This is a genomic window from Paenibacillus sp. FSL R10-2199 (assembly GCF_038000235.1).
GTDB lineage: Bacteria > Bacillota > Bacilli > Paenibacillales > Paenibacillaceae > Paenibacillus_AQ > Paenibacillus_AQ phytohabitans.
The window spans coordinates 577804-590171 of sequence record NZ_JBBOBO010000002.1 but is presented as its reverse complement, the minus strand read 5'-3'; the positions used below and the strand labels follow the sequence as shown (position 1 = coordinate 590171).

The following is a 12368-nucleotide window of genomic DNA, read 5'->3' as shown; positions in this document are numbered from 1 at the left end:
AGGATGAAGAAACAAGGCAAGCTGCTGATTATCGGCTTCGGTCCCGGAGCGCTGGAGCATATTACCGGCCGGGCGCTGTCTGCTCTCGAAGAGAGTGAGGCTGTAATCGGCTATAACACTTATGTGGATCTGATCAAACCGCTGCTGCGGCATCAGGAGATTGTCGGCACCGGCATGACCGAAGAGGTCAGCCGGGCGCAGGAGGCCGTCCGCCGAGCCGAGGACGGCCAGACCATTGCCGTAATATCCAGCGGCGATGCCGGTGTATACGGCATGGCGGGTCTCGTCTACGAGGTGCTGATTGAACGGGGCTGGAACCGGGCTGACGGAGTAGAGGTCGAGGTGATCCCCGGAATATCGGCGATCCAGTCCTGTTCTTCCCTGCTGGGAGCGCCGATCATGCATGATTCCTGCACAATCAGCCTCAGCGATCATCTTACCCCGTGGGAGAGCATTGCCGCGCGTGTAGAAGCGGCGGGCGCTGCGGATTTCGTGATCGCCTTCTATAACCCTCGCAGCGGCAAGCGGACGCGCCAGATTGAAGAAGCACGCAATATCCTGCTGCGTTACCGTGATCCTTCCACGCCGGTCGGCATTGTCAAAAGCGCCTACCGTGACCGTCAGCAGACGATCGTCACTACGCTGCAGGAGATGCTGGAGCATGAGATCGGCATGCTCTCTACGGTTGTCGTCGGCAACTCCGCGACGGTGGTCTACGAGGGTCTAATGGTTACGCCGCGCGGATACGAGCGCAAGTACAATCTAGGTGCACAGACGCAGGCGCTGAAGCCGCATGAGCGGCTGCGCACTGCGGCCGAACCTTGGTCGCTGGCTGCGGCGGAGAGTGTGGCGGCTGAGGCGGGACGGTCTGAAGGGACAGCGGTGGAGAGTGTGGCTGCTGAGGCGGAGCGGATAGATGGAGCAGTGGCACCGGGTGCAGCTGCCGGTGAAACCGGACAGGTAGAGCGATTGGTGTCAGAGAGAATGGCTCCAACTGACGGGGGACGGACGGAGGAGGCTGCGGTGCTAAGCCTGGCAGCGTCTGCGCGCGTGGAGCGTCCACGTATTCCTGCAGTTCAGCTGGCGGAACACGCTGATGAAACCTTCGAGCTGGAGGTTTCTCCTGTCATCGGCAGCCGCAGATTCAGCGGTATCCAGATGAAACTGCTGGCGGAGCTGGCAGGCGATGAGGGGCAGCTGATCTATACGAAGGACGGACATTTTCTGCTGCGGAGCCATCCGGGTCACCGTGCTGAGGTGGCGGCGAAGCTTACAGAGGCAGGACTGAGCGTTAGTATACCCGGTGATTATGTGAAAGTAAAAACCTGCGGGTTCTGTGAATTGCGGAGAAGCGGCGCTTTAAGCGCGGCGGTCTGCCTGCATACCCTGCTGCACGGGCTCGCTGTACCCAAAGAGCTGCATATCAGCGTGGCGGGCTGCGGAATGGCCTGCAGCTCGGCTGTTCTGGATGACATCGGGCTGGTCCTTTCGCGGGGCAGCTATGAGCTCTATCTGGGCGGCAAGAAGTCGGGCCGGGGAGCGCATGCCGGCACTCTGGTCCGGGAAGGTATGGATGAAGATGAAGCCGTGGCTGCTGTAGCAGCGGCAGTAGAGCATTATACTGCGCAAGGCCGGGAGAAGGAGCGGTTTCATGCTTTTTATGAACGGATGGGCAGTATTGAAGAACAGGTGAACAGCACTGCAGGAAGTATAGATAATAATGACAGCATAGAGGGAGTACGCATGATGAGAACCGTATTACTGGTTGGACACGGCAGCCGGATTCAAGCGGGAAATGATGAGCTGCTGCAATTCACCAGCCAGCTAGCCGCCCGCAAGCCGGAGCTTAAGTTTGAGACCTGCTTCATAGAGCTAGCCTCACCTTCAATCGCGGGCGGAATTGCCAAATGCGTGGAGGGCGGTGCGACGCAAATTTATATTGTGCCGATTATATTGTTCGCGGCGGGCCATTCCAAGCTGGATATTCCTATGGCGATCGATGAAGCCAAGCTGAAATATCCGGGGGTGGAGTTTGTATACGGGCGTCCGCTGGGTGTTCAGGAGCGGGCTGTCGATATTGTGCTGGACCGGATACGGGAAGCTGAACCGCTTTCTGCTTCTGTGAAAGACAGTAATGAAGCCGGAGCTGCAGACTTGAGTTTGCAGGAAGCCCAAGCCTGTACAACATCTGCAGCAGAGGATAAGGATACCATCGTGCTGCTTATGGGGCGCGGGGGCAGTGATCCGGATGCCAACAGTGATTTCTATAAGCTGGGCCGGCTGCTATGGGAAAGAACGTCTTACCAAAGCGTTGAAAGCTGCTTCATCGCCATCACGAAGCCGTCGCTTCCGGATGGGCTTGAACGCTGCCTGGCACTGGGTGCGCGTAAGATTATAGTTGTGCCGTATCTGCTGTTCACCGGAGTGCTGATGAAGCAGTTCGCAGAAATGGTTTCTCATTTCGCCGCAGAGCATCCGGAAATTGAAGTGCAGCTCGGCCGCCAGCTCGGCACGCACCCGCTGCTTGTGGATATGCTTACAGAGCGCATTGAGGAGACGATGGAGGGACAGTCTTTCAGCAATTGCGATAACTGCAAGTACCGTGATGAAGCGGCATTGCACCACCACCATCATCATCACCATGGTGAGGAGGGGCATGGACATGGGGATCATGGGCACGGGCATCACGGGCATGAACATCATGGGCATGAGCACGGGGAACATGATCATGGACACCACGATCATCAGGAACACGATCACGGGGATCACGCACATGGAGGACATGGGCATGAGCATCACGGACACGGGCATCACGGTCATGGGCATCATAGGCATGGGCATCACGATCGCGCGGATCATGACCATGGGCATCAAGACCGGCATGATGTAACCGGAACAGCGGCTCCGGCAGACAACCGGGATCTGCGCCAGCCGCGATGATCTTCATGCTGTGCGGCACCAGCGATGCCCGGGAGCTGGCCCTGAACCTGTCGCGACAAGGCCTGCCGCTGCAGGCCTCTGTCGTAACGCCCAGTGCGGCTGAACGGCTGGAAGCCGCAGCAATCCGCTCCCGGGTCGGCAGGCTGGATAAGCCGGCCATGATCTCGCTGCTGCAGGAGGGCGGCTATCGTGCAGTAGTGGACGGCAGCCATCCTTTTGCGCTGGAGGCACACGCCAATGCTATGGGCGCGGCTGCAGCGCTGGGCCTGCCCTATTTTCGCTACGAGCGGCAAAGTCTTATCTATGACAGCCACCCCCGGCTGATCGTTGTGCATTCCTATGAAGAGGCTGCGCGCAAGGCCAGGGAACTCAAGGGTTCCGTTATGCTGACGACCGGCGGCAAGACACTTGAGGTGTTTGCGGAAGCGCTGCTGGGAGATCCGGATATCCGGCTGACGGTCAGACTGCTGCCCTGCCTGGAGAATATGGAGAAATGCCTGTCCCTTGGCATTGAGCAGCGGAATATTATTGCGCTTCAGGGCCCTTTTAGCAGAGAGATGAACGAGGCACTTTACCGGCAATATGGCACACAGGTGATGATTACCAAAGAGAGCGGGGCGGAAGGCTCGGTGGATGAGAAGCTGCATGCCGCGCTGGATATGGGGCTTTACGTCATTTTAATTATGCGGCCGGAGCTGAGCTTTGGAGAGAGCGGGAAGGTGTTTGACTCTTTTGACGAGATTACGGAGGCCGTGAGAACTGCGCTGCAAATGAACAAGGAGGGGTAACTGTGGATTTTGGTACGGATTTCAAGCCGGTGACAGTACAGCCGCAGGAAATAGAAGGTCTGAGTTTTCAGATGATTACTGAAGAGATTGGTGAACATTCCTTTAGCAGGCTGGAGTACAAAATAGTACAGCGGATCATTCATGCTTCTGCCGATTTTGAGCTGGGGCGCAGTCTTGTTTTTCACCCGCGGGCGATTGAGGCGGGGATCAGCGCCATTCTGCAGGGCAAGCCGATTATTGCCGATGTGCGGATGGTGGAGGCGGGCATTGCCAAGGAGCGGATTCAGCGGTACGGCGGGGAAGTCAGGGTTCATATTTCTGATCCGGATGTGATGGAAGAAGCGAAGGCGCTCGGGACTACACGGGCCATTATGGCTACGCGCAAAGCTTGTGCACAGGCTCCGGGAGGGATCTATGTGATCGGCAACGCGCCGACTGCCCTGCTGGAACTGATTCGTCTGGTAAAAGAAGGCACAGCGCAGCCGGGTCTTGTCATCGGCATGCCGGTCGGATTCGTCTCGGCAGCGGAATCCAAGGATGAGCTGCGCAAGCTCGACATTCCTTACATCACGAATATCGGCCGCAAAGGCGGAAGCACAATCGTCGTTGCAGCGGTCAACGCACTGAGTCTGCTGGCGGTCCGCCGGGCTGCGGGCGAATTGAATTAGGCCTGCGCAGGAATAAGCGGGACCTGTGCTAGCGCTGGGCCAAAACTCTATAAGGGTTGGGTCTGAGCGGGTTTTGAACAGGATATGAACATGTTCTAATCCATATGTCTAGGCTTATGAGGTATGCTTACTTAACTGCACTTTGTACAACTAAAACGTCTGATTTACAACAAATTATCCGTTTAGCTGTATTTCGTACAATTAAACTACTGTTTTTTGCTTGTTCTCACCCATTTGGGCAGATTTAGTTGTACAGAGTACAGTTATAAGATGCTAGCCTACCTTTTCGCTGATTTTAATTGCACAGTATACAACTATTATGGAATTTTCACTTGGAACTGAATACATCAATGACTGCATTGTTGATTGAACTCGCTTATTTAATTGTTGGCGTGTCTAAATATATCTACGATGCTCCAAATAGGTTGCATATCATCACAAAGAGGGATTGCCATGAGCGAGGAAACAGCAGACAACCGGGCAGATCAGAATAGGAGGAAACGGAGGTGAAGCATGATAATGAGTCCGCGGCAGAGTACACTGCAAAGCGGGTGTCTGAGCATGATGTGGAGTCCGCAGCGAATCGCGGGCCTGAGCATGATACAGAGTATGCAAAGTATGCAGCAAAACGAGAATCGGAAAATATTGAAGAATACTGCCGTACCCTTGCAGGAGCTGAACCGCAACCCCAGCTGCAATCGCAACCTCAGCTGCAATCGCAACTGCAACTGCAACCGCAATTGCAACCGCAACCTCAGCAGCGACCGCAAGCACAGCCAACATCTCCTGCCCTATCCCGGCTGGCAGGGACGGACACAGCTGCGGAGTCCGGCGGTGACTCAGGAGGTGCGGAACCAGGCGGTCTGTCATCGTCACCTTCCGCTGCTCCTGCCTCCTCAACTCCTGCTGCCCCTCTGCGCAGGGGCTACACCACAGGTGCTTGTGCCGCCGCCGCAGCCAAGGGTGCGGCACTGCTGCTGATTACAGGCGACAGGCTTCCCGCTGTGGATATTGATCTCCCGGCGGGCTTCCGGCATTCCTTTGAACTTACAGGCTGGCAGTGCGAAGGAGCGGACTCGGCAATCTGTGCCACGGTCAAGGATGCCGGAGATGATCCGGATGCGACGCATCAGGCCTGGATTGAAGCAGCGGTGAGCTGGCTGGATCACCCCGGTGTGGAGATCGACGGCGGCCGTGGCGTCGGCCGGGTGACGAAGCCTGGGCTGCCGGTGCCCGTCGGAGCAGCGGCGATTAATCCGGTGCCGCGGCGGATGATACTGGAGGCGGTGTCCGGTGTGCTGGAGGAGCATGGCGCGGCGCGGGGGATGCGGGTGGTCATCAGCGTGCCGGAAGGCGAAGCGATTGCCCTAAGAACGCTGAACCCGCGGCTCGGCATCATCGGCGGCATTTCTATCCTCGGCACGCGGGGCGTGGTTACCCCGTTCTCCACCGAAGCCTACAAGGCGAGTGTGGTCCAGGCGATTTCGGTTGCGGCCGCGACGGGGAACGGGCAGATTATTCTGACCACCGGCGGCAGCAGTGAGAAATATGCGATGGCGATGTTTGCCGGGCTTCCGGAGGAAGCTTTTATCCAAATGGGGGAGTATGTAGGCTTCTCTTTGGAGCATGCCAAGGCCTATGGGATCAAGAAAGTTACCTTTGTGGGCATGGCCGGTAAATTCTCCAAGGTCGCTCAAGGTGCCATGCTGATCCACTCGAAGAACGCACCTGTTGACTTCGGATTTCTGGCAGCCGTGGCGGCGGAGGCCGGGGCAGATGACAAGCAGGTGCAGGAGATTGCCGCCGCCAATACTGCCTCGCAGGTGGTGGATATGATGACCGAGGCGGGGAATTCCGCTTTTTTTGAGAGCCTGTGCCGGCATGCCTGTGAACAAAGTCTGAAAGCTATGAACGGGGGCATGGCTGTGGAAATGGTATTGATGACGATGAAGGGCCGAGTGCTGGGAAGGGCGGAAATCTGTGGGTAACCTGATCTATGTTATCGGTATCGGTGAGGATGGCGCCGGCGGCCTGACACCGGATAGCTTAAGCAAAGTGAATAACAGTGAGGTGCTGCTCGGCGGAGAACGGCAATTGAATTTTTTTGGCGGATATACCGGTGAGAAAATCATTCTGCAAGGCGGGCTGAAGCCCTTTACAGATAAGCTGGAGGGATTGTGGAGGGAGCGGCGGACCGTGGTTCTGGCCTCGGGGGACCCGCTCTTTTTTGGCATCGCGGGGTATCTTGTCCGCAAGTTCGGGCCGGAGCATGTTGAGGTTATTCCGCACTATAGCAGTGTGCAGCTCGCGTTTGCCCGGCTGGGGGACAGCTGGCAGGATGCCGAGCTGATCAGTCTGCACGGGCGCCCCATCCAGGGACTGGCCCAGCGCATAGACGGCAAGCACAAGGTGGCTCTGCTAACGGACGAGAGTAATACGCCTGCGGTGATTGCCGCTTATTTGCGTGAGTTCGGGATGATGGAATATGAAGCGTTTGTGTGCGAACGGCTGGGGGGAGCGGAAGAAATCTGCCGCTTCTGGACGCTGGATGAGATGGAGACCAGTGAATTTGCGGCGCTGAATGTAGTTATCCTGCGCAGAAAGCCGGGAACCGGCTCCACTTTGCGGCGCGGCTTCGCTTATCCGGATGAGCAGTTCCAGCAGCGGAAGCCGGAGAAAGGCCTCATCACGAAACGTGAGGTCCGGGCTCTCGTCCTGTCGGAGCTCAATCTGTCCGAGGATGCGGTGGTATGGGATATCGGCTCCGGCTCCGGTGCGGTTGCGGCGGAATGTGCGCGGATTGCCCGGCTCGGCAAGGTCTATGCCCTGGAAAAGGGAGCGGAAAATCTGCCGAACATGGAAGCGAACCGCCGGAGGTTCCGCGCCGATTTCCAGATCATACATCAAAAAGCGCCGCAGGGCCTGGAGAGTCTGCCGGATCCGGATGGAGTGTTCATCGGCGGCAGCGGCGGGGAGCTGGCGGATATTATCGCGCTCTGCGCCGCGAGACTCCGGCCGGAAGGGCGGATTGTCGTTGGAGCGATCACCATTGAGACGCTATATGGAAGCATGGAGGCGTTGAAGCAGGCAGGCCTGGATTGCGGGGTAACTATGCTTCAGGCATCACGCGGTAAGCCGATTCTCGGCATGACCCGGTTCGAGGGTATGAATCCCGTGTATGTGGTTAGTGGACGGAAGAGTTGAGGCTGATCAGAACAGAACAGATTAGATCAGATTAGATTAGATATTCAGATATAAGGAAGCAAGAAGCGAGCAGAAACAAAGGAGGAATACGCGATGAAGACCCATGTAACGGAGGCGAGTCAGCGGGCAGTACAGGCTGTGGACGGGCAGGAAGCACCTGAGGGAGAAGGAATTGCCGCTGAAACGCAGCTGGCAGAAGCGGCGATGCAGGCCGCAAGTGCGCTCTATGATGCTATGGATGAGGAAGAGCTGAAGCTGGAGGAAAGGCTGACTCCCCGGGCGATCGGGACGTTGTACGGTGTCGGTGTCGGCCCCGGTGATCCGGAGCTGATTACACTCAAGGCCTGCCGGCTGCTGCGGGAATGTCCGGTGATTGCCTACCCGGCAACCAAAAAAGGCGGCAAATCCTACGCCCACGAAATCATCGAGATGCATGTGAAGCCGGATGAGAAAATCATGCTCGGACTGATCTTCCCGATGACGAAAGATCCGGTGCTGCTGGCAGGCGGCTGGAACCGCACTGTGGAGCTGTGCTGGAGTGAGCTGAAGCAGGGCCGGGATGTGGCTTTTGTGACGGAGGGTGACCCTAATCTGTTCAGCACCTTTATTCACCTGGCCCGGTTAATGCAGGAGCTGCATCCCGGTGTACCGATCGTCTCCATACCGGGGATTTCCTCGGTGCTGGGTGCGGCTGCTGCCCTGGAGCAGCCCTTGGCGGACGGAGATCAGCGGGTGGGAATCATCCCGGCGACAGATGACCGTGAGGCACTGAAGGAAGCGCTGCTGCATCACGAGACGGTGGTATTCCTCAAGGTGGCCAAGGTGCTGGATCTGGTGCTGGATGTGCTGGATGAGCTGGGACTGTCCGGCAAAGCATCCGTCGTTACTAAGGTAACCTCGCCTTATGAAACGGTATGGCGCGATGCGCGGGATCTGCGGGGCAAGGAGCTGGAGTACTTAAGTCTGATGGTGGTGAGCAAATGACAGATATCGTGCTCGAACCTAAAGTATACATTGTGGGTGCCGGACCCGGCGATCCTGAGCTGATTACGGTAAAAGGCAGCCGGATTCTGCGCTCAGCGGACCTGGTGCTCTATGCCGATTCTCTGGTCAGTGAGGAGCTGATCCACAGTGCGAAGCCCGGTGCAGAGGTACTGCGAAGCTCGGGGCTGGATCTGGAGCAGCAGGTGGAGCTGATGGCGGCAGCAGTACAGTCTGGTAAAAGCGTAGCCCGCGTCCACACGGGCGACCCGTCCATGTACGGCGCGATTCTGGAGCAGATGTCACTGCTGAAGCTATGCGGCGTCCGCTATGAAATCGTGCCGGGTGTAAGCTCGGTCTTTGCATCCGCTGCGGCGCTTGGTGCAGAGCTGACCGTGCCTGATCTGACACAGACGGTAATTCTGACCCGTGCGGAAGGACGCACACCGGTGCCGGAGCGCGAGCAGCTGCGCAAGCTGGCCGAGCATCACTGTACAGTGGCGCTGTTTCTTAGTGCCTCCCTGGCCGGGCATGTGACCGGGGAATTCCTGGCTGCCGGCTGGAGCCCGGATACACCGGTAGCTGTAGTGAAGCGGGCGACTTGGCCGGATCAGCAGATTCTGCGGACAACGGTGCAGAATCTGGAAGCAGATCTGCGTGGAGCGGGCATCACCATGCATGCCATGATCCTGGCCGGCTGGGCGTTGGACCCCGGGCTGACAGACCGCGATCAGCACCGCTCCAAGCTCTATGACAAGGCATTTACCCATGGCTGCCGGGAAGGAATTGGCTCTGGTGAGTAAGCGGCGGTATGCAGCGGTCGCGATCACGCGAAACGGCATCGGGCTGGCGCTGAAGCTGGGAGCGATGCTCGGGGAGACGGAGGTCTTTTGTTATGCCAAGTATAGCGGCGGGCTGGAGATGCGGGCTGGGGAGATTTCGCTTTTTGAGGGGCCGGTAAAAGATTTACTCCCCCGGCTCTTCCGGGATTATGAGGGGGTTATTCTGTTCTTCTCACTGGGCGCCGCGGTCCGGCTGATTGCTCCGCTGCTGCAGGACAAAAGAACCGATCCTGCCGTCATCGTCATTGATGAGCGCGGGGAGCATGTCATCAGCATGCTGTCCGGCCACCTCGGGGGGGCCAACAGACTGACGCTGCAGATCGCCGGGCTGCTCGGCAGTCATCCGGTAATTACAACGGCTTCTGATGTGCAGGGCACCTTCGCTGTGGATCTGCTTGGCCGGGAATACGGCTGGCGCGCAGACAGCTTTACCGGTATGAAAAGTGTCAGTGCTGCGCTCGTCAACGGGGACTCGGTAGCCTTTGTCCAGGAGAGCGGAGAGCCGGACTGGCTGCCGCCGGGGGCAGTGCTGCCGGAGCATGTACGCGTATTTGCCAGCAGGGATGAGCTGCGAAGCAGCGGCTTCCGCTTCTGTGCAGCGATCCTGGTGAGTGACCGGCTGCCGGATGAAGATGAGCCGGAGGAGGCCGTGCTTGCTGAATGCGCTGTAGTCTATCGTCCACGCAGTCTGGTGCTCGGTTTGGGCTGTAACCGCGGAACCTCTGCGGAGGAGCTTGAAGCTGTAGTGCTGCATACGCTGGCAGAGCTCAGGCTATCGCTCTACAGTGTGCGGAATGTGGCGACCGCCGGAATAAAGGGAGATGAGGCTGGACTGCTGGCTCTGTGTGCCAAATACGGCTGGGAGCTGGCGTTGTATTCACCGGACCAGCTGAACACCGTCACTCTGGACAATCCTTCGGAGGTAGTGTTCAGAGCAACCGGAGCGTACGGGGTCTGTGAGCCTGCCGCACTGCTGTCTTCAGGTGCGCAGGCGCTGCTGCAGCGCAAACATAAAAGCGGAAATGTGACAATCGCCGTAGCGCGGGTTGTCTATGCCGGTTAGAGCGGGGGAGAAGCAGTGAGAGAGACATGGAATGAAATGAAGGACCGGGAGCCGTTCTTGCAGACACGCCCGCGCTTTGTAGTAGCAGGCACGGGCAGCGGCTCCGGCAAAACAACGGTCACACTGGGACTGATGCGGGTGTTTGCCCGGCGCGGCCTGAAGGTACAGGGCTTCAAATGCGGGCCAGACTATATCGATCCTGCGTATCATACTGCAGTCACTGGCCGTTCTTCCCGCAACCTGGACTCCTGGATGACTTCAAGCAGCTATCTGCAGGAATATTTCCTGCGCGTATCGGAGGATGTGGATCTGTCAGTCATCGAAGGTGTGATGGGGCTGTATGACGGCAAAGAGGACACAGCACTCAGCGGATCAACGGCAGAAATCGCCATCCTGACGGACAGTCCGGTGCTGCTTGTAGTCGATGTCCGCAGCATGGGACGCAGTGCTGCGGCCATTGTGCTCGGCTTTCAGCAGCTGGAGCCGGAGCTGCGGATTGCTGCGGTCATAGTGAACCACTGCGGCAGTGAGGGCCATTACCGGATGGTCCGGGCAGCGATTGAAGCGGCCTGCGGCATTCCGGTCATCGGCTGGCTGCCGCGCGACGGTGGTCTCGATATCCCGGAGCGGCATCTGGGTCTGCTTCCCGCTGTGGAGCGCGGAGAGCTGGAGCCTTTGTTCGAGCATGCCGCCGACCTGCTGGCGGAAGGCACCGATCTGGAGCGGCTGCTGGAGCTTGCCGCTGCTGCGCCTGCATTGCAGTATCCGCCGGAACCGGTTGCGGCGCTGCAGGCGCAAGGGCCCTCGCAGGGCTGCCCGGGTATACTGGAGCCGGGAATGCCGGGGTTTACGGCGACTGAGACTCCGGGTTTGGGCAGCCCGCCGGCAATGGAGCCTGCATCACAGGAGCGGCTTGTGTCAGCAGGGCCAACCTTGTCTTCACCGGCAGCACGGATAATGCCGGCGGATACGAACAGGCCGGCACACCGTCCTGTCCAGCCGGTTATAGCCATAGCCCGGGATGCGGCGTTCAATTTCTATTACGCCGACAATCTGGAGCTGCTCGAGCGCGCAGGTGCGCGGCTGGTTATGTTCAGCCCGCTGAGCGGAGAAGGAATCCCGCCGGAAGCCGATGGAATCTATATCGGCGGCGGGTTTCCGGAAGAATTCGCTGCTGTGATTGCAGCGAATTCGCTCTTCCTGGACGGCGTAAGAGCTGCAGCTGCAGACGGAATGCCGCTGTATGCGGAATGCGGCGGCTACATGGTGCTGGCCCGCAGCCTGACCGACCGCTCCGGCGCTGTGCATGAGATGGCCGGGATCATTCCGGCGCACACCGTAATGCAGGAACGCCGCGCCGCGCTCGGGTACCGTGAGGTGACAGCCCTTCACGATTGCCTGCTGCTGAAGCAGGGCGGGCGACTGCGCGGCCATGAATTCCATTATTCCGGCATGAGCTACATTCCCGGCGAAGCCAGGACTTATGCCTATGAGAGCAAAGGCAGAGGGGGCAGTCAGCCGGAGGGCTACATCAGCGGCAACATTATGGCTGCTTATGCGCATATTCATTTGGCGTCCCATTTCCCGGCCGCCGGGCGGCTGGTGGAAGCCTGCCGCACTTATCGGGAACAGAAGAAGCAAGCGGAGCAGCGGCTCAAACTTTAGCCCCATCTCTTCTACTCTAATAGATATAGATGGCTGGGGATTACCTCTTTTCTTTCTCGGATGTTGGTTTTTCAAGCTATATCTTTGGGGATTTTGGGAAGTTCTTCTTTTTATATGCTAAAAAACCAGTATAAGCAAGGCATACATTCCACCCGGTTGGCTTTACGATGGCGCAATGTACTTAGTTTTTTCGCATACATTCCCCCCGTTTGGCTTA

9 protein-coding genes and 1 pseudogene are annotated in these 12368 nt (G+C 58.1%); all 10 read left to right on the top strand.

The genetic code is table 11. From position 1 onward, the window contains the following. Positions 1-3 precede the first annotated feature (3 nt). Positions 4-1683 (top strand): annotated as a pseudogene (gene cobJ, locus NYE33_RS36605) (precorrin-3B C(17)-methyltransferase); the annotation flags it as partial. Next, positions 1669-2940: a sirohydrochlorin chelatase gene (locus tag NYE33_RS36600; RefSeq protein WP_445669832.1), complete on the top strand. Its 1272-nt coding sequence runs from the start codon at positions 1669-1671 to the stop codon at positions 2938-2940. The pseudogene cobJ and the gene NYE33_RS36600, both read left to right, overlap by 15 nt. After that, positions 2937-3728 (top strand): precorrin-6A reductase, encoded by a 792-nt coding sequence (cobK, locus tag NYE33_RS30530; protein WP_042135121.1) that lies wholly within the window; start codon positions 2937-2939, stop codon positions 3726-3728. Before NYE33_RS36600 ends, cobK begins: the two co-directional genes overlap by 4 nt. A 2-nt stretch (positions 3729-3730) precedes the next feature. Beyond that, positions 3731-4396: a precorrin-8X methylmutase gene (locus tag NYE33_RS30525; protein ID WP_042135123.1), complete on the top strand. Its 666-nt coding sequence runs from the start codon at positions 3731-3733 to the stop codon at positions 4394-4396. Between the two features lie 863 nt (positions 4397-5259). Beyond that, on the top strand, positions 5260-6384 hold the full coding sequence (locus tag NYE33_RS30520; protein ID WP_042140912.1) for a cobalt-precorrin-5B (C(1))-methyltransferase: 1125 nt from the start codon (positions 5260-5262) through the stop codon (positions 6382-6384). Next, positions 6377-7600, top strand: a complete 1224-nt coding sequence (locus NYE33_RS30515) for a bifunctional cobalt-precorrin-7 (C(5))-methyltransferase/cobalt-precorrin-6B (C(15))-methyltransferase (protein ID WP_042135125.1) — start codon at positions 6377-6379, stop codon at positions 7598-7600. The genes NYE33_RS30520 and NYE33_RS30515 overlap by 8 nt, the downstream gene beginning before the upstream one ends. A gap of 234 nt (positions 7601-7834) precedes the next feature. Further along, positions 7835-8584 (top strand): precorrin-2 C(20)-methyltransferase, encoded by a 750-nt coding sequence (gene cobI / locus NYE33_RS30510; RefSeq protein ID WP_042140913.1) that lies wholly within the window; start codon positions 7835-7837, stop codon positions 8582-8584. 5 nt (positions 8585-8589) lie between these two features. After that, a complete protein-coding gene (gene cobM / locus NYE33_RS30505; protein ID WP_042140914.1) occupies positions 8590-9384 on the top strand; it encodes a precorrin-4 C(11)-methyltransferase in 795 nt (264 codons plus the stop codon). Next, positions 9332-10486, top strand: a complete 1155-nt coding sequence (locus NYE33_RS30500; RefSeq protein ID WP_341069069.1) for a cobalt-precorrin 5A hydrolase — start codon at positions 9332-9334, stop codon at positions 10484-10486. The genes cobM and NYE33_RS30500 overlap by 53 nt, the downstream gene beginning before the upstream one ends. A 36-nt stretch (positions 10487-10522) precedes the next feature. Beyond that, the gene (locus NYE33_RS30495) at positions 10523-12151 is read left to right on the top strand and encodes a cobyrinate a,c-diamide synthase (RefSeq protein WP_341070065.1); all 1629 of its coding nucleotides are present in this window, start codon (positions 10523-10525) and stop codon (positions 12149-12151) included. Positions 12152-12368: the final 217 nt, after the last annotated feature.

Bases quoted from the DNA above. Each gene is read 5' to 3' on its own strand.
- NYE33_RS36600 (WP_445669832.1), top strand. From the start codon at position 1,669: ATGGGCAGTATTGAAGAACAGGTGAACAGCACTGCAGGAAGTATAGAT.
- cobK (WP_042135121.1), top strand. From the start codon at position 2,937: ATGATCTTCATGCTGTGCGGCACCAGCGATGCCCGGGAGCTGGCCCTG.
- cobI (WP_042140913.1), top strand. From the start codon at position 7,835: ATGGATGAGGAAGAGCTGAAGCTGGAGGAAAGGCTGACTCCCCGGGCG.
- NYE33_RS30500 (WP_341069069.1), top strand. From the start codon at position 9,332: ATGACAAGGCATTTACCCATGGCTGCCGGGAAGGAATTGGCTCTGGTG.
- NYE33_RS30495 (WP_341070065.1), top strand. From the start codon at position 10,523: ATGAAGGACCGGGAGCCGTTCTTGCAGACACGCCCGCGCTTTGTAGTA.